A 23,341-nucleotide genomic window follows, 5' to 3' on the forward strand; every position below is an offset into this window, starting at 1 on the left:
CGTCAGCGAATGACGTCGGGCCGGCGCGCCGCGACGGCCTGCTCGTAGCGGCCGAAGAACGCCCGCAGGTCTTCCTGCGGGCCGGCGTCGATGCGGCGCTCGACCTTGGCGATGGCGCACAGGCAGACGTCGAACTCGGGCTCGCCGGTCACCAGCACCACCGGATCGTCGTCGTCGCAGACCTCGTACAGCCCGCCATGGCGGCGCCGCGCCACCTCGTACAGGTAGGCGGCCGCCCCGACCCGTTGCACCGGGTCCAGCGCCAGGGCGCCCAGGTGGGCCTGTTCGAGCACGGCGTCGAGCGCCGCGATGCTGGCCGGCGAGTAGTCCAGCCCCGCGCCGGCGGGGACGGCGGCCACGAAATCGCGAGCCGCCCCGGCGACCCGTTCGACGAAGGCGTCCTGCGCCTCCTGGTCGTACTGCTGCGTGTCTTTCTTGCGGAAACCGAACATCGGGGGCTCCTGCGCCGCGAAACAGCCGCGCTTTTCACGTATCTTCATTATATTTGGCGCAACCCTGCCGCCACCCTGCGCGCGCGCTCCGGAGCCAGACGTGAATCTTTCCACCATACGCCCTTTGACGCCCGAGGATGCTGCAGAATTTCAACGCGTTCGCCTGGCCGCCCTGCGCGAGGCGCCCGAAGCCTTCGGGTCCAGTTACGAAGAAGAAAGCGTGGACACAATCGCGCAATGGCGCGCCCGGCTGGCCCCGCGGGAGGGCAATGTCCTGCTGGGCGCCTTCGTGGACGGGGCGCTGGCGGGGGTGGGCGGCGTGGCGCGCGGGCACACAATGAAACAACGCCACAAGGCCGAAATCTGGGGTATTTACGTTGTACCCGCGCAACGCCGCGGCGGCCTGGCGCGCCAATTGACCGAGGCGCTGCTGGCCCGGGCGGCCCGGATGACCGGGGTCCGCCACGTGCTGCTGAGCGTGGGCGCGGACAACGGCGGCGCGCACGCCCTGTACGCCAGCCTGGGATTCACCGAGTATGGCCGCGAGCCCGACGCGCTGCTGGTGGGCGGCCGGCTGCTGGCCAATATTCTCATGATCCGCCCGCTGGCCTCGCGCTGAGGACAGCCGGCGACGGGAGCCGACATCATGCAGGTCCAGGTGCTGATCAATATCGACGTCCCCGACGCGGCGCAGGCCGCGCGGTTCTACGAACGCGCCTTCGGCCTGCGCCCGCGGCGCCGGCTGGGGCCGCGGGCCATCGAGATGGCGGGCGCCGCCGCGCCCATCTACCTGCTGGAGAAGGCCGCCGGCTCGCAGGCGGCCACGGCCACGCGCCAGGGGCGCGACTACGCGCGCCACTGGACGCCGGTCCACCTGGACTTCGTGGTGGACGATTGCGACAGCGCGGTCGCCACGGCGGTGGCCGCCGGCGCTATGCTGGAAGACCCGCCGCACAGCCACGCCTGGGGCCGCATCGCGCATCTGTCCGACCCCTACGGCAACGGCGTGTGCATCCTGCAGTTCCTGGGCGAGGGCTACGACGCCCTCGCCGCCGCGGCGCCCTGAACGCGCCGCGCCATCCGGAGACCGCCATGCCAGTCCCAGCCACAGTCGCCTCACCTGTCGTGACCTGCCTGCGCTACCGCAACGCCAGCGCCGCCATCGAATGGCTGGTGCAGGCGTTCGGGTTCGAGGCGCAGCGCATCGTGCCCGGCCCGGCCGATACCATCGTGCATGCCCAGCTGACGCTGGGCAGCGGCATGATCATGCTGGCATCGGTGACGGATACGCCGTTTTCCCGCTACATGAAGCAGCCCGACGAAGTCGGCGGCGTGGAGACGCAAAGCGTGTACCTGGTGGTGGCCGACCCCGACCAGGCCTACCGGGACGCGCAGGCCGCGGGCGCCGAGATATTGATCGACATCGCCGATGCCGATTACGGCGGCCGCGGCTTTTCGTGCCGCGACCCGGAGGGCCATATCTGGAGCGTCGGCTCGTACGACCCCTGGCAATAGCCGCCGCTCAGGTGCGCGGCAGGGTGACTCCGCGCTGGCCCTGGTACTTGCCGCCGCGGTCGCGATACGAGGTCTCGCAGACTTCGTCGCTTTCGAGGAACAGCATCTGGGCGCAGCCCTCGCCGGCGTAGATCTTGGCCGGCAGCGGCGTGGTGTTGGAGAACTCCAGCGTGACGTGGCCTTCCCATTCGGGCTCGAGCGGCGTGACGTTGACGATGATGCCGCAGCGCGCGTAGGTGCTCTTGCCCAGGCAGATCGTCAGCACGCTGCGCGGGATGCGGAAGTACTCGACCGTGCGCGCCAGCGCGAACGAGTTGGGCGGGATGATGCAGACATCGCCCTTGAAGTCGACGAACGACTTCTCGTCGAACTGCTTGGGATCGACGATGGTGGAATTGATGTTGGTGAAGATCTTGAATTCGTCCGCGCAGCGCACGTCGTAGCCGTAGCTGCTGGTGCCGTAGCTGACGATGCGGTTGCCGCCCGCGGTGCGGACCTGGCCCGGCTCGAAGGGTTCGATCATGCCGGCTTCGGCCGCGCGGCGGATCCAGCGGTCGCTTTTGATGCTCATGGTTGGGCGCCTCGATTGAATGAAGGGTATTCTACCCGCCGCCGGCGGCCGCCTTGCCGCTCAGTCATCCAGCAGGATCCGATATACCAGCGCGATTCCGTTGACCGAGCCGGCCTTCAGGTCCAGCGACAGGCCGCGCGCCAGGCGGTAGCTGGCGCGCCCGACCGTCTCGCTGCCGGCCAGCGCCTGCTCGACGCTGAGCGTGATGCCGTTGGCGAAGCGCTTGCTGGCCACCAGGAACTGCGTCGCCAGGTCGGCGTCGCTGTCGCGGTTGACCCCGGCGGCCACGGTGCGGTCGGGCAGCAGGCTGCCGGAGCTGCCGATCGCGCCGGACCGCACGCTCACGTCGTCCAGGCCGAACTGCTTGTAGAACGGCTGCCCGCCGCCCAGCAGCGCCGTGCCGACCGACAGCAGCAGCGCCGTGTCGCCGCCGCTGGCATCCGGGCCGCGGCCCAGCACCAGCCACGACAGCTTCTCGACGTCGCTGACATCCGGATAGGAGACCAGGTCGATGCGCGGCCGCTGCGCCGTGCCGGCCACCCGCACGCCCGCCTCGACCTGTTCGCCGGTGCGCAAGGCCTCGATGTCGAGCAAGGGGTTGTCGAGCCGGCCCTGGAAGGTCAGTGTGCCGCGCCGCAGGCGCAGTTTCTGGCCGTAGGCCTCGATGCCGCCGCCGCGCGTGCGCAACGCGCCGTAGCCGGTCAGCCGTCCCTCCTGCAGGCGGATCTGGATCGAGCCCAGCAGGCCGGCATCCAGCCCCATGCCGGTGATATAGAAGCGCGGCCCCATGTCGACCTTGAGGTTCATGTCGATCTGCAGCGGCGGACCGTCGCCTTGCGCGTCCTTCTGGCCGGCCCGCACCACCTTGACGTCGTCGTCCAGGGTGGGCACGCCCTGCAGGATCTCCAGGCTGACCCAGCCGGCGTCGGCGGTGATGTCGCCGTTGATGGAGATGCGCGGCAGCGCGGCGTCCAGCGTCACCACGCCGGACACCATGCCGTAGCGGTCCGAGCGCTGCAGCGCCGGGAAGCGGTGCAGTTGCAGCCGCACCTGGCCGCGCGCGGCCGACAGTTCCCATTGCCCGGTGGCCTCCAGGTAGCCGCCCTTGGCGTCGGGGTTGGTGCTGACCCACTCGCGCGTGCGCCATTCGGCCGGCATGACCCGCAGCGAGGCCGGAAAGCGCAGCGAATCCAGGATGACGCGGTCGTCCTGCAGGCGCGCGCGCAGCGTGCCGTCGATCAGCCGCACGCCGTCGTCGATGCGCACCACGCGCAGCTTGTCGCCGTTGACCGTGCCGCTGGCGTTCCATTTGCCGTTGAGCGAACCCTGCGCGCGCACGTTGGCCTTGAGCATGCCGCCGATTTCCAGCGTATCGCCGACGAACAGCCCCAGCCAGGCCAGGTCGGTCACGTCGGCGTCGAGGGCGGCGCGGATCGGCTGGCGCGGGTCCAGCGCCAGGCCGCCCAGCGTGGCGCTGGCGGTGCCGTTGATGGCGCCCATCCTGGCGGTCGCCATGTCCAGCCGCGCGTCCAGGCGGCTGGTCTGCGCGCCGGTCGGCGTGGCATTGGCCTCGAATACCAGCGTGCGCAGGCCCAGCGGAATCGGCGGGTCGCCCGGAATGCGCAGGTCGCCGTCGCGCCGCGCCACCCGGACCTTGCCGGCCAGCGCGCCGGCGAACTTGAGGTCCCACGAGGCGTCCAGCGAAATGCGGCGCTGCGCCGCCGGCACCGGCGCGTTGACCGGGCTGCCGCTGTCGCGCTCGGCGCGCGCCACGGCCTCGGGATCCAGCGCCACCAGTATCTGGCGCACCATGGTCGCGGTGATCACCAGCGCGTCGGCGCGGCCGGCGGTTTCCCAGCGCCCGGCGCCGCCGCGCGAAGCGGCATGCGCCAGCGCCACGCGCTGCTTGTCGGGAAAGGCCAGCGCCAGGGTGGTGGCGCCGACCTGCCATTGCCATTGCGGGGCGACCGCCCCGGGCACGTAGGCCAGCGTGACGGGACGTTCGAGGGCCAGCGCGAAGCCGGCGCTGTCGGCCGTCAGGCGCGAGACCGAGCCGCGCCAGCCGGCGGCGGCGCCTTCGGCGGCCGGCCCCTCCCCCCAGCCGCCGCTGAATTCGAGCTGCGCCTGCGCACGCGCGCGGCCCAGCACGCGCGCGCGGGCGTCGGCCGGCGTATAGGTGGCCTCGATGCGGCCACGATGGCGGGCCAGGGCGCCGTCGAGCGCGGCCTTGACGCTGGCCGCGCCCGGAATGCCGGGCCAGAACGCGTCCAGGCGCGGGGCCTGCGCGTCCAGCTTGAGCGCGCCGGCGCGCTCGTCCAGCTTGCCCTGGGCGCGCACCCGGTTCGGACCCAGTTGCAGGTCCACATCGAGCTGGTCGACCCGCAGCCCGCCCGGCAGCTCGTGCTGTCCCGCCGGCGCGGCCGCGGCGGACGGCGCCGGCGGGTCGCCCAGCGCGCTCACGCTGGCGGCGACCTTGCCGGCCAGCGGATGGCGGTTCCAGCTGCTGCCCTTGGTCACGTCCAGGGTCAGCGTGGCGCGGTGCAGGCGGCTGAGATCGTCGACCTCGGCGTCCAGGCCGCCGCGCGCGCTCAGCATCGCCGGCGGGATGGCCTCGCCGGCCAGGCGTTGCAGGTCCAGCCGCTCGGCCTCGAACGTGGCGACGACGCGGTCGCGGCCGGGCTGGCCGGGTTGCGGCTGCCAGTCCAGCGTGGCGGCCAGGGTGGATTTGTCGTCGCGCGTGAGTTTCAGGCTGGCCGTGCGCAGCGGAAACGGCGCCTGCGGCAGCAGGCCGGCGCGCGCGTCCAGCGTCAGCCCCTGGCCGGCGCCGGCCAGTTCGGCTTCCAGTTGCTCCAGCGTGCCCTGCGCCCGGACCTGCAGCGCGAGGCCGCAAGGGTCGGCCGCCTCGTCCGACGTTTCCCCGGCGTTGTCCTTGTCGTCGGCGGTCTTGTCGTTGCCGGCCTTTTCCCTGGCCGTTGTGTCCTTCGCCTTGCCCTTGGCGTCGAGCAGCGGCGCCAGGCACAGCGGCGATTCGGGGCCGCTGCCCCGCGCCCGCACGTCCAGGCTGGCCGTCAGCGGCCAGGGCTGGGCCAGGCTGGCCACGTCCAGGCGGCCTTGCGCGCGCAGCGTGCCCACGGCATGGCTCACCCGCAGGCTGTCCAGCGTCAGGCGCGCGCCGTGGCGCCCCGCCGCCAGGCTGGCCTGCAGCTCGCCCGCGCTCACGGGTAGCGGCTCGCCATCCTGGCGCAGGACGAATTCACCCAGGCTGAGACGGTCCAGCGCCAGCTCCACCGGCAGGCGCAGCGCGAACGGCTCGTTGTTTTCGGGCGGCGGCGTGGCCGGCGTATGCAGGCCGACCTCGAGGCGCTCGGCCGCCAGCTCGCGCACGTGCAGCAGCCGCTTGCCCAGCGCGCGCCACTCCACGTCCAGCCGCAGATCGTCGACGGCCACATCCACGTCGGCCACCGACAGGCGGATGCGGTCGACCCGCAGGCCGCCCAGCACGCTGCCGCGCACGCCCGCGATCTCGCCGTCGAGCTGCTGGGCCACGGTGTCGAGCAACAGGCGCGTGCCGTGTTGCGACGCCACGGTCCAGAACACGAACCCGCACGCCAGCGCGGCCAGCATGGCCACGCCCGGCACCCACCAGACCAGGATGTGGCGCACGACGCCCCATATCTTGCTCAAAACGCGATCCCCAACGAGAAATGCAGCCGCAGGTCGCGTTCGCGCTGGCCGTACGCGACGTCCAGGAACAGCGGGCCGGCCGGCGTGCGCACGCGCGCGCCGACGCCATAGCCCACGGCGATGTCCATGTCGCCGAAGGATTCGGCCGCGTCGCCCGCGTCGACGAACACGCCTATGCCCCAGCGCTCATTGAAATAGTGGTCGTATTCCACGCTGGCCACGGCCAGCGTGGGCGCGCCGACGACGGCGTCGTCCTGCTCCACCCCGATGCTCTGGTAGCGGTAGCCGCGGATCGAGCGCGCGCCGCCGGTGCGAAAGCCGAAATCGTCGGGCACGCGGGTGCGGCCGTTGGACCAGAGCCGGCCGACCTCGCCGCGCAAGGTCAGCACGTCCAGCTTGCCGATCGGCCACCATTTCTGGCCGCGCAGCCGCAGGCGCATGTAGGGCTGGCCATCGTCGAGCGTGGCGCCCACCCCGCCGCCCACGGCGATCAGGTTGCCCTCGCGCGGGTCGTACTTGCTGTTGACGTCGCGCCGCAGCCATTCGGCCGTGAGCGTGGCGGTGGGCAGGTCGTACTCGTCGCCGCCATCGATCTTGACGTGATCGTGCGCCAGCAGGCCGCCCCAGCGCGTCTCGTATTCGACCCGGCTGTCGCCGGCGCCCTTGCGCTCCTGCAGGCGCGTGACGCCCAGCGCATAGCGCGTCACGTCCAGCCCCTGCACATCGGAGTGGTCGAACAGCAGGCCGAAGGAATCCTTGCGCCCGCGCTCGTCGGGCGGCAGGTTGAAGTCCAGATAGGCGCGCTGGCGCAGCCGGTCCACGCCCAGGCCGGTTTCCATGGTGACCGGCTGGCCGAACACGACGTTCTGGCGATAGATGGTCTCGAAGCGCACGCCCGCCTCGTCGTCCACGCCCAGCGATACCGCCAGGCGCTTGGGCGGGGCCTCGACCACGCGCACGTCCACCGGCAGGGTGATCTCGCCTTGCGAATCGGCCGCGGGAGCCGCCGCCGTCGGCCCGCCCGCCACCTCGGCATTGCCGGCCGGCGCCACCGAGGCCAGGCCGCTGGAGCCGGGCGCGCGCGCGCCCGCGCCCGGCGTGCTCACCCTCACGTCGTCCTGGCCGCCGCCCGCGCCCTGGTCCAGCGTGACGAACGCGCCGCGGAAGAACGCCGTGGACTGCAGCTCCTGCTGCCACTGGTCCAGCTTGTCCTGGTCGTAGGCCGCGCCTTCGGAATACTTCACGTAGCGGCGCACCAGGCTTTCCGGCACGCGCTCCAGGCCCTCGGTCTGCAGGGTGCCCATGCGCACCGCCGGGCCGCTGTCGATCTCCACCGACAGGCGCACCTGGGCGGTTTCGGCATCCACCTCGGCCAGCGAATGGGTCATGTGCGCCAGCAGGAAGTCGCGCGTGGACACCGCGTCCAGCAGGCCGGACTTGGCCTTGTTCCAGTCGCCGTTGATGAAGGGCTGGCCGGCCTTCAGGGTCCAGTCGTCGCGCCACTTCTGGATGCGCGCGGCGTATTCCGGGCGCGCGACCCGGCCGGTGAATTTCAGGTCGACGCTGGCTATCCGGGCGCGCGGTCCCGGCTCGATGGCGATGTCCCAGGTCTCGCCGCCCACGTCGGTGCCCGGCGTCAGGGTGACGGTGGGCGTGAAATAGCCCTGCGTCGCCAGCGCGGCCAGCGTCGCGTCGCGCGCGCGCCGGCGCAGGCGGTCGATTTCGCCGCCGTCCTGGTCCTCGGACAGGCGCGCGATGGCGTCGACCGCGCTGTTGATGGCCTGCAGCGCGGCCGGCGGCACGCCGCCGGGATCGACGATGACCTCCGGCAGCTTGGCATGGACCTGTCCCGCGGCAAGCGCGAACAGGAGGGCGAGGCAGACACGCAATATCCGACGCATGCGTCAGGCGGGCCGGACCACCACGGCGGGCAGCTTGCCCGCCATGTCGCGCGGCAGGGCCGCAATGCGCGCCGCCACCCGGCGGGCGATGTCGCGATAGATGCCGGCGGCCTCGCCGCCCGGCTCGGCCGCCACGGTGGGGTTGCCGGCGTCGGTCTGCTCGCGGATGGCGCGCTGCAGCGGCAGGCTGCCCAGCCAGGGCACCTCGTACTGCTCGGCCACGCGGCGGCCCCCGCCCTCGCCGAAAACATGCTCGGCATGGCCGCATTGGGGGCAGATGTGCACCGCCATGTTCTCGACCACGCCCAGAATGGGCACATGCACTTTCTGGAACATGCGCAGGCCCTTGCGCGCATCGAGCAGCGCGATGTCCTGCGGGGTGGTGACGATGACCGCGCCCGCGACCGGGACTTTCTGCGCCAGCGTCAGGGCCACGTCGCCGGTGCCCGGCGGCATGTCGACGACCAGGTAGTCGAGGTCGCGCCAGTTGGTCTGGCGCAGCAGTTGCTCCAGCGCCTGGGTGACCATCGGGCCGCGCCAGATCGCCGGCGCGTCGGCGTCGATGAGCAGGCCGATGGAATTGGCCTGCAGGCCGTGTCCGACCAGGGGCTCCATGGTCTTGTTGTCGCGGCTTTCGGGACGGCCGGCCAGGCCCAGCATGGCGGGCACGCTGGGGCCGTAGATGTCGGCATCGAGCACGCCGACCCGCGCGCCCTCGGCCGCCAGCGCCAGCGCCAGGTTGACCGCCGTGGTGCTTTTGCCCACGCCGCCCTTGCCGGACGCCACGGCAATGATGTTGCGCACCTGCGGCAGGGGCTTGAGGCCGGGCTGCACCGCGTGGGCGATGACGTTCCAGGTGACCGCGACGCGCACCGCGGCCAGGCCCGCGGCGGCCAGCGCGGCGCCGGCCAGCGCGCGCACGGAATCGGCCACGCCGCCGGCCGGATAGCCCAGCTCTATCGTGATGGCGGCCTCGTCCCCGGCCAGACGGATGTCACGATCTTTTACACAAACATTCAGCTCCAGGCCGGTCTGCGGATCGGCGACGCCCGCCAACGCGCCGCGGATTTGTTCTATCGTTATACTCATCACACTATGGTTCCCAGGGTCATCGCGCCATTACGCGAGCCGTTACTCGAAGGATAGCGGATACGCGGGAACCTTTAGCCCGGTTTTACATCCATATCTACATGGTCAATACACTGTTCCGCTTTTTCAGCGCCGCGCTGTTTGCCCTCCTCGGTCTCATCGGCATGATGATGGCCCTGGTGTTCATGGCCTCCACGGCCATCGCGGTGGGCGTGCTGTACCTGGTCGCGAAGGTGCGTGGCAAGCCGTTCGGCGTGCGCGCCTACTGGAGCCAGCGCCAGGCCGCCCGGCCGGGTCCGTTCCAAGCCGCCGGCGCCCCGTTCGGCCAGCCCCGCGGCGACGTGATCGACGTCGAAGCCCGCGAAGTGCGCTGACGCCGGCGTCCCGCCGGCCCCCGCAGCGCCGCCGTGGCCCGGCCTGGCGGCGCGTTTTCATGCCTGAGCCCCGCGTGACGCCAGGCCGGTGCGGCCAGGCGCCGGGCCAGGCCGCGCACGCCGCCCTCCCTGCACGGGCCCTGCCTTCCCTCCTCCCGTCGAGCGCCGCCGCGTCCGCGCCCGGGCGCCCGCGCGGAAAGGCCCTAAAATAGCCGGCTTGTCCGTTCCTTCCCCCTGAGCCCCCTACGACATGTCACGCACGCTCTTCGTCACCACTGCCCTGCCCTACGCCAACGGATCGTTCCACATCGGCCACATCATGGAGTACATCCAGGCCGACATCTGGGTACGTTCGATGCGCATGGCGGGCCACACGGTGCATTTCGTGGGTGCCGACGACGCGCACGGCGCGCCTATCATGCTCAAGGCCGAAAAGGAAGGCATCACGCCGCAGGCCCTGGTGGCCCGCTACGCCGCCGAGCGGCCGCGCTACCTGGACGGCTTCCACATCCGCTTCGACCACTGGCACAGCACCGATACGCCCGAGAACGTGGCGCTCTCGCAGGAGATCTACCGCGCGCTCAAGAGCGAGGGGCTGATCGAGACGCGCTCGATCGAGCAGTTCTACGACCCGGTCAAGGGCATGTTCCTGGCCGACCGCTACATCAAGGGCGAGTGCCCGCGCTGCCACGCCAAGGACCAGTACGGCGATTCGTGCGAAGTGTGCGGCGCCGTGTATGCGCCCACCGAGCTGATCAACCCCTATTCGGCCCTGACCGGCGCCACGCCGGTGCTGAAGTCGTCCGATCACTTCTTCTTCAAGCTGTCCGATCCGCGCTGCGTCGAATTCCTGCAGCAATGGACCACCGGCGCCAACCGCCAGGGCGTCAAGCACCTGCAGGCGGAAGTGCAGGCCAAGACGCGCGAGTGGCTGGGCGCCGACGACGGCGAGGCCAAGCTGGGCGACTGGGACATCTCGCGCGACGCCCCCTACTTCGGCATCGAGATCCCCGATTCGCCGGGCAAGTATTTCTATGTCTGGCTGGACGCGCCGGTGGGCTACCTGGCCTCGCTGAAATCCTATTGCGAGGCGAAGGGCCTGGACTTCGACGCCTTGCTCGACCCGGCCGGCCCGACCGAGCAGGTGCACTTCATCGGCAAGGACATCATTTACTTCCACGCGCTGTTCTGGCCGGCGATGCTGAAGTTCGCCGGGCGCAAGACGCCCGACCAGCTGAATGTGCACGGCTTCATCACCGTCAGCGGCGAGAAGATGTCCAAGAGCCGCGGCACCGGCATTTCGCCGCTGCGCTACCTGGAAATCGGCATGGACGCCGAATGGCTGCGCTACTACATGGCGGCCAAGCTGAACGCGCGCGTCGAGGACATGGACTTCAACCCCGAAGACTTCGTGGCGCGCGTCAACAGCGACCTGGTGGGCAAGTACGTCAACATCGCCAGCCGCGCCGCCGCCTTCATCACCCGCCACTTCGACGGCGAACTGGCGTACGACGGCGACACGAGCGCGCTGCAGGCCGAGTTCGCCCAGCAGGCCGAATCGATCCGCGCCGCCTTCGAGGCGCGCGAGTACAACCGCGCGGTGCGCGAGATCATGGCGCATGCCGACCGCATCAACCAGGCGTTCGACGCGGCGCAGCCCTGGGTGATGGCCAAGGGCATCGGCGCGGCCGACGCCGCCACGCGCCTGCGCCTGCAGGACATCTGCTCGCGCGCGCTGGCCGGCTTCAAGGCCCTGTCGGTGATGCTGGCGCCGGTGCTGCCCGCGCTGGCCAGCCGCGTGGCGCGCGACCTGTTCGGCGCGAACGCCGACTTCGCGTGGGGCGACGCGCAACAGCTGCCCGAGCGGGTCGCGCCGTTCAAGCACCTGATGCAGCGCGTCGATCCGAAGCTGCTGGACGATCTGTTCGAGCCGCCCGCCGCCGAGGCCGTCGAAGCCGCCGCGCCGGCCGCCCTGCCGGGCGGCGAGGCCCTGGCCGACACCATCACCATCGACGATTTCGCCAAGATCGACCTGCGTATCGCGCGCATCGTCAATTGCGAAGAAGTGGAAGGCTCGACCAAGCTGCTGCGCCTGACCCTGGACGTGGGCGAGGGGCGCCATCGCAATGTGTTCTCGGGCATCAAGTCCGCCTACCAGCCGCAGGACCTGGTCGGCAAGCTGACGGTGCTGGTGGCCAACCTGGCGCCGCGCAAGATGAAGTTCGGCGTGTCCGAAGGAATGGTGCTGGCCGCCAGCCACGCCGACGAGAAGGCCGAGCCCGGGATCTACGTGCTCGAACCCTGGCCGGGCGCCCAGCCCGGCATGCGGGTGCGCTGAGCGCGCCGCCGGCCCGCCGCGCGGGCCGGCCGTTTCAGGCCTGCGGCGCCAGCGCCGCGTCGAGCGCGACGCGCTCGTCGAACACGAAACAGGCGCCGTCGAACCCGGCGCCATCGGTCTGTTCGAAGTATTTCAGGATGCCGCCCTCGAGTTGGTAGACATGCTCGATGCCGGCCTCGGCCATGTAGATGGCCGCCTTTTCGCAGCGGATGCCGCCCGTGCAGAAGCTGACCACCGTCTTGCCCGCCAGCGCGGCCTGGTTGTCGCGCACCGCCTGCGGGAACTGCGTGAAACGCTCGATGCGCCAGTCCAGCGCGCCGCGGAACGTTCCCACATCCACCTCGAACGCATTGCGCGTGTCCAGCATCACCAGCTCGCGGCCCTGGTCGTCGCGGCCCTGGGCCAGCCAGCGCCGCAGCGTCGCGGCATCGACCGCCGGCGCGCGCCCCGCTTCGGGCCGGATGGCCGGGTGGTCCATGCGGATGATCTCGCGCTTTACCTTGACCAGCAGCTTGCGAAACGGCATGCGCGCCGATTCGCTGTACTTGGCCTGCAGGTCGGCAAAGCGCGCATCGGCGCGCAGCCAGCACAGAAAGCCCTCGATATCGTCGGGCGCGCCGGCCAGGAACAGGTTGATGCCCTCCGGCGCCAGCAGCACCGTGCCCTTGAGCCGGCGCAGGCCGGCCTGTTCGAGCATGGGCTCGCGCAGGTCCGCCGGGTTGGCGATGCTGACGAATTTATAGGCGGCGATATTGACGACGGCGGTCATGGCGGGAAAGCGCGAGCGAAGGAAAAACAGGGCGTAATAGTAAACCGCCCCGCCAAGGCGCTACGGCGCCGGCGCCGCCACGCGCTGCTCGACCACGTGGTCGAGCACCCAGCGCACCCCCGACGCGTCGGCCGGCGGGTTGGGGTCGCGCACTTCCACCACGCGCAGCCGGTATTCGATGCCGGGCTGGAAAGCGAAACCGGTGATGTCCCCGTGCCACAGCTGCCACGGCTGGGAGGCGCTGTCACGCACCTGGTAGCACTGGGCCCGGCCCGCGCCGGCGCTGCAGGGCGCCTTGCTCGACGCGACGTACACCAGCTTGGCCGCGCCGGGCTGGCCGCCGGCCAGCGGATCGGCGCGGCGCGCGAAGTCCAGCACGTCGCCCGAGCGCAGCGCCAGCGTCAGCCGCTGCGGCCGCGTGTCATGGTCGAGCCGGCTGGCGGTCACGGCGGTCAGGCCGGCCAGGTAATCCTGCTCCAGGCGGGCCAGGTCGGCGCTCGCGCAGGCCATGCGGGTGCTCACAGGCGGCGCCGTGACGATCAGCAGGCCGTTGGCAATGGTGTACTGACCGGCGTAATTGTTGCAGCCGGCGAAGCCGGCCAGCCGGGCGGCGCCGCCCTGGTGCGTGAACGACAGGGTGATCGGCACCGTCTTGCCGGCGCCGCCATGGGGAACCGGCCGCAGCGCGCCGCCGGGACGGGTCCAGCGGGCCAGCTCCCAATTGGTCTGGGCCAGCATGTCGCTGTACCGCTCGGGCGCCTGCGCCCGGCTGGCGCCGCCCCCGGCCGGATCGGAAGCGCAGGCGGCCAGGGCCAGCAAGAGGGAAAAAGACAGCGCCACGCGCCCCGGCGAGATTGCGGACATGACAGAACTCCTTGGAACTGGCGGCCCAGCCGGGCCGCGCTACGGGAGCGATTTTAGGGCCTGTCCGCGCGGCGGGCGGCCGCGCCGCGGCTTATTCGGGCGTGGGAGGATCCTGGCGGCGCATGAAATCCAGCACGTCGCCGCCCTGTACGTTGAAAGTCAGGTGGCGCGGCGCGCCGCCGCTGTCCAGCGTGAACGAGCGGATCTGCGCCAGCGCCCGCAGGTAGTCGGCCTCGAGCTGGGCGCGCTCGGGCTGCGGGCAGGCCATGCGGGTGCTGGCCGGCGCGGTGATCTGCAGCTTGCCGTCGCGCAGCCGATAGGTGCCCGTGTAGCGATTGCAGCCGGCAAACCCGCTGACCCGGTACTGCTTGCCCTGCGCGAAAAAGGTCAGGAAGATCGGCTCGCCGTTGTCGCCGTGGGGAATGACCCGGTAACCGCCATCGGCCTTGGTCCAGCGCACCAGCTCCCAGGCCGTCTGGGCGAAGGAATCGGCGCTGGTGGCGGCATTGGCGGCCGCGGCGCCTTCGGCCTGCGCCTGGCCGGTGTTGCTGGCGCAGCCGGCCAGGGCGGCGCCCAATGCCGCAACCAGGCAGGCGCGCGTGAACGGGCGGATCGGCATGAGGGAGGTCTCCGGGCTATCTCACAGCCCTTACTGTAACCGCCCGTGCCGCCCATTCGGCCCCCCTTTGCCCGCCCGCTTGGTAAGCAGGCTATACGCGGCGGCGCGGGCGCTGCGTGGCGGCCGCGCACAGGGGCGGCCTGGATGCGCGAGGCCGCAGGGATTTTTTGAAATATATATTCACAAATGAAAACATCCATGTTTAAATGAAACATTGGTGCCGCGTTCCGGCGCGGACTTCGCGCGTGCGGCCTCGCGGCGCCGCCGGTGCGTCACGCCCTTCCGCGCGCCCGGCCTTCAGTCGATTCGGATGCACCACTCATGAACAGCACGCTCGATGTCATCTTTCTTGTCAGAGACGATGCCGCGCACCAGAAACAGCTAGAACACCTTGCCTATCTCGGCTTCAAGATCCGCGCCTGCACGGAACTGATCGAGGTCTACGACAATTGCGCGGCGCACGCCTGCCCGCTGGTGATATTGAGCGCGCCGCTCGCCGACATCCATATCGCCGCCGCGCGGCTGCGCGCCATCGACCGGCGGGTGGGGATCATCGCGATGGAGGCGTTCGCCGACAGCGACAGCCGTATCCGCACCCTGCTGTGCGGCGCCGACGCGTGCCTGCCCTCGGACGTCAGCGGGCTGGAACTGGCGGCCGTGCTGCAGGCCCTGCTGCGCCGCATTGTCTCGCTGGCGCCCCAGCCCGAGGCCGCCGAGCTTGCGCGCGGCCCCGAGCCGGGCATCGACATGGGCATGGAAGCGCTGGCCCTGGAGCCGGCCATGGCGCCGCCCGACGCCAAATGGCAGTTGGCCAACCAGGGGTGGACGCTGGTCAGCCCGGGCGGGCGCACGCTGGGGCTGACCACGGGCGAGCGCGAGTTCCTGTCGCGCCTGATGCGCGCGCCCGAGCGCAAGATCAGCCGCGAGGCGCTGATCGCCGACGACTTGTCCGCCCCCGGCGGAGCCGACCAGGGCGCGCAGCGCAGCCGTTTCGTGGACGTGATGATCAGCCGTTTGCGCCGCAAGGCGGCGCATCACCAGATGCCCCTGCCGATCCGCGCCCTGCATGGCTGGGGCTATATGTTCGCCGCCGAAGTCGCCGACGAGGCCGGCGCGCGCGGCAAGCACTAGCGGCAGGCGCGCCGCGTTCTAGGCGATGCCGGGGCGCCGGCGCATCAGGGTGGATTTGCCGAACAGGCTTTCGACCAGGTCCACGGCGACCTGGGCGGTCTTGTTGCGCACGTCCAGCGCGGGGTTGAGCTCGACGATGTCCAGCGAGCGCATCAGGCCGGTGTCGGCGATCATTTCCATGCACAGCTGAGCTTCGCGGTAGGTGGGGCCGCCCGGCACGGTCGTGCCCACGCCCGGCGCCAGTTCGGGGTCGAGGAAATCGACATCGAAGCTGACGTGCAAATGCGTCTGCGGGTCCAGCCCGGCCAGGGCGGCTTCCATCACCGCGCGCATGCCGACTTCGTCGAGATAGCGCATGTCGTAGACCTCTAGCCCGGCGTCGTAGACCAGGTTGCGCTCGCCTTCGTCCACGCTGCGGATGCCGATCTGGCGCACCCAGCCCGGCTCGATGGCCGGCGTGCGGCCGGCCATGCCGGTCAGCGCCGCCGGGCCGTTGCCGCACAGGCAGGCGACCGGCATGCCGTGCACGTTGCCGGTGGGCGTGAGCCGGTTGGTATTGAAGTCGGCGTGCGCGTCCAGCCACAGCACGCGCAGCTTGCGCCCGGTGGCGCGGCAATGGCGCGCCACCGCGCTGATCGAACCGATGGCCAGGCTGTGGTCGCCGCCCAGCAGAATGGGCAGGCGCTCCTGGCGCAATTCGGCGCTGACGGCGTCGTGCACGAGCTGGTTCCAGCCGATGACCTCGTTGAGGTGCCGGTAGCCGTTGGCCGGCGGACGCCATGGGTTGGGCGCGCCCTGCAGGTTGCCGCGATCGGTCACTTGCAGGCCGCGCCGCTCGAGCAGGCGCACCAGGCCCGCCACGCGCAGGGCTTCCGGCCCCATGGAGGCGCCGCGCTGGCCCGCGCCGATATCGGTGGGCGCGCCGATCAGGCTGACCCCGTGGGGAAACGATGCAGCGATCACGATGGACCTCCGGAAGAGCCAGGCGCGGAATGCGCAAGCACATGCGCCAGTTGCGCGCAGGCCCAGTCTATCTGTTCGCGCGTGACAATCAAGGGCGGCGACAGGCGCAGGGTCTGGCCGTGCGTGTCCTTGACCAGCATGCCGCGCGCCATCAGCCGCTCGCAATAGGCGCGCGCCGGTCCGGCGTCGGGTTCGAGCTCGAGCGCCAGCATCAGGCCGCGGCCGCGCACCTCGCGTACCGGCCCGGGCAGCGCGCGCAGGCGCTGCATGAAATAGGCGCCCTGCTCGCGCGCATTGTCGATCATGCCTTCGTCATGCAGCACCCGCAGCGCGGCGCGCGCGACCGCGCAGGCCAGCGGATTGCCGCCGAAGGTGCTGCCGTGCTGGCCCGGCTGGAATATGCCCAGCACCGCCTGGTTCGACAGCACCGCCGACACGGGATAGAAGCCGCCCGACAAGGCCTTGCCGATCAGGGTGACATCGGCCTCGATGCCTTCGTGCGCCTCGGCCAGGAAAGCGCCGGTGCGCCCCAGCCCGGTCTGGATCTCGTCGAGGATCAGCACGATATCGCGCTCGCTGCACAGGCTGCGCACCTGGCGGAAATAACCCGGCGGCGGCAGGATGACGCCCGCCTCTCCCTGGATGGGCTCGACCAGAAAGGCCACCGTGCACGGCGTGACGGCGGCCTGCAACGCGGCGAAGTCGCCGAACGGCACCACCGTGAAGCCCGGCGCGAACGGCCCGTAGCCGCCGCGCGCGTCCGGGTCGGTGGAAAAACCGACGACCCCCAGCGTACGGCCATGGAAGTTGTTGGCGCACACGATGATTTCCGCCTGCCCGGCCGGCACGCCGCGCGCCTCGTAACCCCATTTGCGCACCGCCTTGAGCGCCGTCTCGACCGCCTCGGCGCCGCTGTTCATGGGCAGCACCTTGTGCGCGCCGGTCAGGCGCGCCAGGTCTTCGTACAGGGGCGCGAGCTGGTCGTGGCGGAATGCCCGCGAGGTCAGCGTCAGCCGCCGCGCCTGCTCGACCATCGCGGCCAGGATGCGCGGATGGCAATGCCCCTGGTTGACCGCCGAATAGGCGGACAGGCAATCCAGGTAGCGCCGCCCCGCCGTGTCGTACAGCCAGACCCCGCTGCCGCGCGCCAGCACCACGTCGAGCGGCTGGTAGTTGTGGGCGCCGAGTTCGTCCTCGATCCGGTCGCGCCGCGCGGCGGCGAGTGCTGGCGTGTTCATGGCGCTCTCCCGCGGGACGGTCCCGCCTGGCCTGCCAACCATCTTAGGGAAATGCCCGGCTAGCGAAAAGCCAGAAAAATGGCAATCCTGAGGCAATATGGAGCAGATCGCCAGGCATGGCTGGCGATCTGCCAAAACGGCCCGGAGACTGCCATGGATGACGCGCTCGACGCCCTGGACCGCCGCCTGCTGGCGCTGCTGCGCGCCGACGCCCGCCTGCCCACCGCCACGCTGGCCCGCCAGTTGCATGTGTCGCGCGGAACGGTGCAGAACCGCATGGCGCGGCTCGAGCGCAGCGGCATCGTGGCCGGCTACACGGTGCGCCTGCGCAACGAGGACGAACCCGGCATACGCGCCATCACGCTGATCGAAGTGCGCGGCGCGGCCACCGATGCCGTGGTCGCGGCGCTGCGGCGCATCCCCGAGGCGCTGCAGGTGCATTCCACCAACGGCCGCTGGGACCTGGTGGTGGAGCTGCGCGCCGCCGACCTGCCCGCCTTCGACCGCGTGCTGCGCGACCTGCGCAGCATCGACGGCGTGGCCAACTCGGAAAGCAACCTGCTGTTGACGGCCTACCGATGAACACGCTGCGACGCCTGCGCATCCTGGGCGCCGCCGCCACGCTGGGCGGGCCGGCCGCCGCGCAGGACGCGCCCGCCATGCTGGAGCCGGTGCGCATCAGCGGCACGCGCACCGGGACCTCGGTGCTCGATACGCCCGCGTCCGTGGACGTGGTCGACGGCGACGACCTGCGCGCGCGCAACCTGCAGGTCAACCTGTCCGAAGGGCTGGCCGGCGTGCCCGGGCTGCAGCTGCAGAACCGCCAGAATTACGCGCAGGACCTGCAGCTGTCGATACGCGGCTTCGGCGCGCGCTCGACCTTCGGCGTGCGCGGCGTGCGGCTGTACGTGGACGGCATCCCGGCCACCATGCCCGACGGCCAGGGCCAGACCTCGAACATCGACATCGGCTCGGCCGGCCGCGTGGAAGTGCTGCGCGGCCCGTTCTCGGCGCTGTACGGCAATTCGTCGGGCGGCGTGGTGCAGGTGTTCACCGAACAGGGCAGCGATCCGCCCAGCGTGACGGGCAGCGCTGCGGCGGGCAGCTTCGGCACCTGGCGCTATGGCGCCAAGCTGCGCGGCGCCAGCGCGCCCGGCGGCACGGATTACGTGCTGGACTTCAACCGCTTCACCACCGACGGCTATCGCGACCACAGCGCCGCGCGCAAGAACCTGGGCAACGCGCGGCTGGGCCTGCGCATGGAGGACGGCAGCCGCCTGACGCTGAGCGCCAACCACGTCGACCTGAAAGCGCAGGATCCCTTGGGCCTGACGCGCGAGCAATTCGAGGACGATCCGCGCAGCGCGCCGGTGGCCGAGCGCTTCGATACGCGCAAGACAGTGCGCCAGACCCAGGGCGGCCTGCTGTACGAGCGCGCCTTCGACACGCGCAACGACCTGCGCGTGATGCTGTACTACGGGCAGCGCCGCACCACGCAATACCAATCCATTCCGGTGGCCGTGCAGCAAAGCCCCACGCAGGCCGGCGGCGTGATAGACCTGGGCCGCGACTATGGCGGCGCCGACCTGCGCTGGACCTCGCGCCAGCAGGTGGCCGGCCTGCCGCTGACCCTGGTCGGCGGACTGGCCTACGACGCCATGAAGGAACAGCGCCGCGGCTACGACAACTACGCCGGCCCGCCCGCCGCGCCCACGGACCTGGGCGTCAAGGGCGCGTTGCGGCGCGACGAGACCAACACGGTCTACAACCTGGACCCGTACCTGCAGGCCTCGTGGCAGTTCGCCGAGCGCTGGACGCTGGACGCCGGGCTGCGCTACAGCACGGTGCGCTTCGACTCGGATGATCATTACCAGGCGCCGGGCAACGGCGACGACAGCGGACGCGCCACCTATCGCAAGGCCTTGCCGGTGGCGGCGCTGCGCTATGCGGCCAACGAGAACCTGAGCCTGTACGCCTCGTACGGACGCGGCTTCGAAACGCCCACGCTCAATGAACTGTCGTACCGGCCCGACCAGGCCCCGGGGCTGAACTTCGGCCTGCAGCCGGCCGTCAGCACCAACCTGGAAGCCGGCGTCAAATGGCGCACCGGCGCCGGCCTGGTGACCGCCGCGCTGTTCCATACGCAAACCGACGACGAGATCGTCTCGGCCGGCAGCCTGGGCGGGCGCGCCACGTACCGCAACGCCGGACGCACGCGGCGCGATGGCGTGGAGCTGCAATGGAACGGCGAGTTCGCCCGCCACGCGCGCGCGCAGTTGGCCTATACCTGGCTGGACGCGCGTTATCGCGACGATGGTCCGGGCGCCATCCGGGCCGGCAACCGCATCCCGGGCGTGGCGGCGCAGGCGCTTCATGCCGCGCTGTCGTGGGCTCCGCCGCAGGGATGGCAGGCCGGCATCGAAGCGCGCTACCTCGGCCGCATCTATGTCAACGACGCCAATAGCGAAGCCGCGCCGGCCTACTTCGTCGCCGCGGCCAGCGCCGGCTACGCCTGGCGCGCCGGCCCCTGGTCGTGGAACGCCTATGCGCGGGTGGACAACCTGTTCGACCGGCGCTACGCCGGCTCGGTCATCGTCAACGAGGCCAACCAGCGCTATTACGAGCCCGCGCCCGGTCGCAACGGCAGCATCGGCCTGAGCGCCGCCTACACGTTCTGAACGGCTTGCCGCGGCACTGCCCGCGGCCCTATAGTGGACCGGCGTTTTCGCGCAATACGGAGCCCCCATGACGATCCGACACCTGCTCGCCGCCGGCGGCCTGGCGGCCGCGCTGGCCGCGCCGGCCTGGGCCCACCACGGCTGGAGTTCCTACGACGCCGACAAGACCCTCACCATCGAGGCGCCCTTGACCGAGGTGCGCTATCGCAACCCGCACGCCGAAGTCAAAGTGGATTACCAGGGCGCCAGCTGGGAAGTGGTGCTGGCGCCCGTTTCGCGCATGGAATCGCGCGGCCTGCCCAAGGATGGGCTGGCGGTCGGCAAGACGGTCACCATCGTCGGTTATCCGCGCAAGGACGGCACGCACGAGGTGCGGGCCGAGCGCATCACCGTCGATGGCAAGACCATAGAGCTGCGCTGAAGCGGGCCGGCCGGCATGGATCCGCCCGCCTGGGCCGCGCTGCTCGAAGCCTCCACGCTGGGCGCGTGGATGCGCGGCTCGCCCTGGGCCTATCCCGTGGTCAACCTGGCCCACCTGCTGGGCCTGGTGCTGCTGGTGGGCGCCATGCTGCTGCTGGACCTGCGGCTGCTGGGGCTGGGCCGCCGCTTTGCGCTGGCCGATGTCTCGGCCGTGCTGACGCCACTGGCCGCGGGCGGACTGCTGCTGCAGCTGGCCAGCGGCGCGCTGCTGTTCAGCGCCGACGCCGCGCCCCTGTCTGGCAACGCACTGATGCAATACAAGGCGGCGGGCATCGCGCTGGGCGTGGCCAACGCCCTGCTGTTTCGCGCGCTGTGGGGCGCCCGCCTGGCCGGCTGGGACAGCCGCCCGCCACCCTGGGGCCGCCTGCAGGCGGCCCTGTCGCTGCTGCTGTGGCTGGCGGTCGCCACGCTGGGCAGGCTGATTGCCTACGCCTGAGACGGCTATCGGCGGGATACGAAAAAACAATGGGGCGCCGCTTGCGCATCTATCTACTAGTAGATAATATGTGGCACATGAACCACCGCCTCCCGGCGTTTTTATTTCCCTCGACATCTATCTATTAGTAGATAACTTTTCTGGAGCCATCATGAGAACCTTCACGTCCGCCGCCCTGCTCGCCGCCGCCCTGTTCGGCTTCAACGCCTTTGCCGGCTCCGGCGAGCTGGACTATCCGCCCGCCGACGCCCAGGGCAGCAGCCTGACGCGCTCGCAGGTGCAGCACGAACTGGCGATCGCGCGCGCCGCGGGGCAACTGGTCTTCGGCGAATCGCAGGAACCCGCGGCCCGGCTGGCTGGCAGCGCCGCCACCCGCGCGCAGGTCCAGGCCGAACTGGCCCAGGCGCGTAGCGCGTCGGACGCGTCCGAATACGTCGAGACCGGCGCATAAGCTCGCCATCGCGGCCCGCCGCCCATCCACCGCAAGGAGCCCACCATGAAACAGTTTGCCGTTACCTTGCTGGCCCTGTTCGGCGTCGATGCCCAGGCCAGCGTCGCCGGGCCCGAGCGCCTGCTGCCCGTACTGGCGGGCGAGCCGGCGCGCGACGCACGGCGATAGCCGCCGCCCCCCCTCGCTGCGCCCGCGACGGCCGCCCCCAGGGCGGCCGTTTTTCTATCCGGCGCCCTGTCTGCGGGAGCGGAACGCCGCCACCTTCATCCGGTTGCCGCACAAGGCCATGCTGCACCAGCGCCGGCGGTGCGACTTGGTGATATCCAGGAAGACCAGCGTGCAATCGTGCGCCTCGCACCGTCGCACATGCCGCAGCGCATCGCCGGCAAGCAAATCGGCGAGCGCGGCGGCCACCGGCTCGAGCAGGCTGGCGGCGCCCTGGTCGCGCGGGCATTCGGCGAGCGTGTAGCCACCCTGGCCGTCGTCCCATGCCAGCCTTTTGGCCGGCCGGCCCGCCTCGAGGACCTGGTTCACCAGCGCCGGATCGCCGGCCTGCCCGGCCCGGGCGCCCTGCACCATGCGCGCCGCCGCCTCGCGCAGCGCGCGGGCCAGCTCGGCCAGCCCCGCGGGCGGGCGCGCGAGCCCGGCGGGCCACTGGCCCGCCGCCTTCAGCCAGGCGGCGACGCTCTCGTCGTCGGACAGGCAGTCGTGGCTGGCCGGTCCGACGCCGAACGCGCTGTTGATGAAATCCAGCGCCAGGTTGTTGGCGATGAAATGCGGCGGATGCGTGGAAGGCGCGGCCATGTTTGTCGCTCCTGCGTAACCATTCAATTTATTGTTGACAGGTTACATCGAATCTACGTAACCTTCAAATTCAACTTTCATCGGTTACCAAGGAGGCCACCATGCCTGGCAACGCCGTCCCGCCCCCCGTCCACTACCGCCACGAGCAGGTCGGGGACGTGAAGATCTTCTACCGCGAGGCGGGCGACCCCGCGTCGCCCGCCGTGCTGCTGCTGCATGGGTTCGCGGCATCGTCGTACATGTACCGCGACGTGATCGCGGCGCTGGCCGACCGCTATCGCGTCGTGGCGCCCGACCTGCCGTCCTTCGGCTTCACGGAATCGCCCGGGCGGGACGCATACGCCTACACGTTCGACAACCTCACCGAAACGATGGACCGCTTCACCGAGCAGTTGGGGCTGGACCGCTATGCGCTGATGGTGCACGACTACGGCGCGCCGGTAGGCTGGCGCCTGGCGAGCGCGCACCCCGAGCGCATCACCGCCCTCGTTTCCCAGAACGGCAATGCCTATGAAGAAGGCCTGGCGCAGGGCTGGGATGCGATCCGGCGCTACTGGGCGTCTCCAACGGCCGAGAACCGCGCCGCGCTGCAGGGCTTTCCCACGCCCGCGTCGATCAAGTGGCAGTACCTGGAAGGGGTGCGCGACCCCAGCCTGGTCGCGCCCGACGGCTACACGCTGGAAGGGCTGCAGGTATCCCGGCCGGGCAATGCGGAAATCCAGCTGGACCTGCTGCTCGACTACGCGTCCAACGTGCGGCGCTATCCGCAGTTCCAGGCCTACTTCCGCGCAAGGCAGCCGCCGCTGCTGGCGGTCTGGGGCAGGAACGACCCGTACTTCCTGCCCGCCGGCGCCGAGGCGTGGAAACGCGACATCCCCGCGGCCGAGGTGCGCTTCTACGACACCGGCCACTTCGCCCTGGAGACCCACGGCGCGGAAATCATCCCGGCGATCCGGGCCTTCCTGGACGCCAACGTCCGCTAAG

Annotated in this window: 24 protein-coding genes; 13 read left to right on the forward strand and 11 right to left on the reverse strand. The window is 70.7% G+C overall.

Annotation, left to right across the window (positions count from 1 at the left end; genetic code table 11):
• Positions 1-2: 2 nt before the first annotated feature.
• Positions 3-500, reverse strand: a complete 498-nt coding sequence (locus tag CAL11_RS20110; protein WP_080699922.1) for a hypothetical protein — start codon at positions 498-500, stop codon at positions 3-5.
• Positions 501-552: 52 nt separating this feature from the next.
• On the opposite strand from CAL11_RS20110, the gene CAL11_RS20115 reads away from it, so the two are divergent.
• The 3 genes from CAL11_RS20115 to CAL11_RS20125 are packed head-to-tail and all read left to right on the forward strand — an operon-like array spanning position 553 to position 1,967.
• The gene (locus CAL11_RS20115; RefSeq protein ID WP_033454298.1) at positions 553-1,071 is read left to right on the forward strand and encodes a GNAT family N-acetyltransferase; all 519 of its coding nucleotides are present in this window, start codon (positions 553-555) and stop codon (positions 1,069-1,071) included.
• A 27-nt stretch (positions 1,072-1,098) separates the two neighbouring features.
• Positions 1,099-1,518 carry a VOC family protein gene (locus CAL11_RS20120; RefSeq protein WP_086094009.1) on the forward strand — a complete coding sequence of 140 codons (420 nt, stop codon included), beginning with the start codon at positions 1,099-1,101 and terminating at the stop codon, positions 1,516-1,518.
• A 26-nt stretch (positions 1,519-1,544) separates the two neighbouring features.
• Positions 1,545-1,967 (forward strand): VOC family protein, encoded by a 423-nt coding sequence (locus CAL11_RS20125; RefSeq protein WP_086094010.1) that lies wholly within the window; start codon positions 1,545-1,547, stop codon positions 1,965-1,967.
• Positions 1,968-1,974: 7 nt separating this feature from the next.
• Here the strand turns inward: CAL11_RS20125 and dcd are convergent, their stop codons facing one another.
• Genes dcd through apbC form a run of 4 tightly spaced genes read right to left on the reverse strand, consistent with a single transcriptional unit; the run spans position 1,975 to position 9,212 of the window.
• Complete coding sequence (gene dcd, locus CAL11_RS20130; RefSeq protein ID WP_003808382.1) at positions 1,975-2,538, reverse strand: dCTP deaminase; 564 nt, start codon at positions 2,536-2,538, stop codon at positions 1,975-1,977.
• Positions 2,539-2,598: 60 nt separating this feature from the next.
• Positions 2,599-6,222, reverse strand: coding sequence for a translocation/assembly module TamB domain-containing protein (locus CAL11_RS20135; RefSeq protein WP_086094011.1), 3,624 nt, complete (start codon positions 6,220-6,222; stop codon positions 2,599-2,601).
• Positions 6,219-8,123, reverse strand: a complete 1,905-nt coding sequence (locus CAL11_RS20140) for an autotransporter assembly complex protein TamA (protein WP_086094012.1) — start codon at positions 8,121-8,123, stop codon at positions 6,219-6,221. The genes CAL11_RS20135 and CAL11_RS20140 overlap by 4 nt, the downstream gene beginning before the upstream one ends.
• A 3-nt stretch (positions 8,124-8,126) precedes the next feature.
• Positions 8,127-9,212 carry an iron-sulfur cluster carrier protein ApbC gene (gene apbC, locus CAL11_RS20145; RefSeq protein ID WP_033454287.1) on the reverse strand — a complete coding sequence of 362 codons (1,086 nt, stop codon included), beginning with the start codon at positions 9,210-9,212 and terminating at the stop codon, positions 8,127-8,129.
• 101 nt (positions 9,213-9,313) lie between these two features.
• Between apbC and CAL11_RS20150 the strand changes: the two genes are divergently transcribed.
• Both CAL11_RS20150 and metG read left to right on the forward strand, forming a co-directional pair.
• The gene (locus CAL11_RS20150; RefSeq protein ID WP_033454285.1) at positions 9,314-9,586 is read left to right on the forward strand and encodes a hypothetical protein; all 273 of its coding nucleotides are present in this window, start codon (positions 9,314-9,316) and stop codon (positions 9,584-9,586) included.
• Between the two features lie 250 nt (positions 9,587-9,836).
• Positions 9,837-11,924 (forward strand): methionine--tRNA ligase, encoded by a 2,088-nt coding sequence (gene metG / locus CAL11_RS20155; RefSeq protein ID WP_086094013.1) that lies wholly within the window; start codon positions 9,837-9,839, stop codon positions 11,922-11,924.
• Between the two features lie 34 nt (positions 11,925-11,958).
• Here the strand turns inward: metG and CAL11_RS20160 are convergent, their stop codons facing one another.
• The 3 genes from CAL11_RS20160 to CAL11_RS20170 all read right to left on the reverse strand — a co-directional run bounded on the left by CAL11_RS20160 (position 11,959) and on the right by CAL11_RS20170 (position 14,176).
• Positions 11,959-12,693, reverse strand: coding sequence for a sulfurtransferase (locus CAL11_RS20160; RefSeq protein ID WP_086094014.1), 735 nt, complete (start codon positions 12,691-12,693; stop codon positions 11,959-11,961).
• 60 nt (positions 12,694-12,753) lie between these two features.
• Complete coding sequence (locus CAL11_RS20165) at positions 12,754-13,557, reverse strand: META and DUF4377 domain-containing protein (RefSeq protein ID WP_086094015.1); 804 nt, start codon at positions 13,555-13,557, stop codon at positions 12,754-12,756.
• Positions 13,558-13,648: 91 nt separating this feature from the next.
• A complete protein-coding gene (locus CAL11_RS20170) occupies positions 13,649-14,176 on the reverse strand; it encodes an META domain-containing protein (RefSeq protein ID WP_033454277.1) in 528 nt (175 codons plus the stop codon).
• Between the two features lie 321 nt (positions 14,177-14,497).
• Between CAL11_RS20170 and CAL11_RS20175 the strand changes: the two genes are divergently transcribed.
• Positions 14,498-15,307, forward strand: a complete 810-nt coding sequence (locus CAL11_RS20175; protein WP_033454276.1) for a response regulator transcription factor — start codon at positions 14,498-14,500, stop codon at positions 15,305-15,307.
• Positions 15,308-15,325: 18 nt separating this feature from the next.
• Here the strand turns inward: CAL11_RS20175 and rocF are convergent, their stop codons facing one another.
• On the reverse strand, positions 15,326-16,270 hold the full coding sequence (gene rocF / locus CAL11_RS20180; protein ID WP_033454274.1) for an arginase: 945 nt from the start codon (positions 16,268-16,270) through the stop codon (positions 15,326-15,328).
• Positions 16,267-17,508: an ornithine--oxo-acid transaminase gene (rocD, locus tag CAL11_RS20185; RefSeq protein WP_086094016.1), complete on the reverse strand. Its 1,242-nt coding sequence runs from the start codon at positions 17,506-17,508 to the stop codon at positions 16,267-16,269. Before rocD ends, rocF begins: the two co-directional genes overlap by 4 nt.
• A gap of 153 nt (positions 17,509-17,661) precedes the next feature.
• Here rocD and CAL11_RS20190 point away from each other — a divergent pair, with 153 nt between their 5' ends.
• From CAL11_RS20190 to CAL11_RS24615, 6 genes are all read left to right on the forward strand, one after another.
• Complete coding sequence (locus CAL11_RS20190) at positions 17,662-18,090, forward strand: Lrp/AsnC family transcriptional regulator (RefSeq protein ID WP_208617561.1); 429 nt, start codon at positions 17,662-17,664, stop codon at positions 18,088-18,090.
• Positions 18,087-20,186: a TonB-dependent receptor gene (locus tag CAL11_RS20195; RefSeq protein ID WP_086094018.1), complete on the forward strand. Its 2,100-nt coding sequence runs from the start codon at positions 18,087-18,089 to the stop codon at positions 20,184-20,186. Before CAL11_RS20190 ends, CAL11_RS20195 begins: the two co-directional genes overlap by 4 nt.
• Before the next feature lie 67 nt (positions 20,187-20,253).
• A complete protein-coding gene (locus CAL11_RS20200) occupies positions 20,254-20,607 on the forward strand; it encodes a DUF6152 family protein (RefSeq protein WP_086094019.1) in 354 nt (117 codons plus the stop codon).
• Positions 20,608-20,622: 15 nt separating this feature from the next.
• Positions 20,623-21,102 (forward strand): hypothetical protein, encoded by a 480-nt coding sequence (locus CAL11_RS20205; RefSeq protein WP_033447913.1) that lies wholly within the window; start codon positions 20,623-20,625, stop codon positions 21,100-21,102.
• A 151-nt stretch (positions 21,103-21,253) separates the two neighbouring features.
• A complete protein-coding gene (locus CAL11_RS20210; RefSeq protein WP_086094020.1) occupies positions 21,254-21,553 on the forward strand; it encodes a DUF4148 domain-containing protein in 300 nt (99 codons plus the stop codon).
• 45 nt (positions 21,554-21,598) lie between these two features.
• Entirely contained in the window at positions 21,599-21,721 is a 123-nt protein-coding gene (locus tag CAL11_RS24615) for a hypothetical protein (protein WP_033447912.1), read from the forward strand.
• Positions 21,722-21,775: 54 nt separating this feature from the next.
• On the opposite strand, the gene CAL11_RS20220 is transcribed toward CAL11_RS24615, so the two are convergent.
• Positions 21,776-22,357: a CGNR zinc finger domain-containing protein gene (locus CAL11_RS20220; RefSeq protein ID WP_086094021.1), complete on the reverse strand. Its 582-nt coding sequence runs from the start codon at positions 22,355-22,357 to the stop codon at positions 21,776-21,778.
• Between the two features lie 101 nt (positions 22,358-22,458).
• Here CAL11_RS20220 and CAL11_RS20225 point away from each other — a divergent pair, with 101 nt between their 5' ends.
• Complete coding sequence (locus CAL11_RS20225; protein ID WP_086094022.1) at positions 22,459-23,340, forward strand: alpha/beta fold hydrolase; 882 nt, start codon at positions 22,459-22,461, stop codon at positions 23,338-23,340.
• Position 23,341: the final 1 nt, after the last annotated feature.

This window comes from Bordetella genomosp. 6, from assembly GCF_002119705.1.
GTDB lineage: Bacteria > Pseudomonadota > Gammaproteobacteria > Burkholderiales > Burkholderiaceae_B > Bordetella > Bordetella bronchiseptica_F.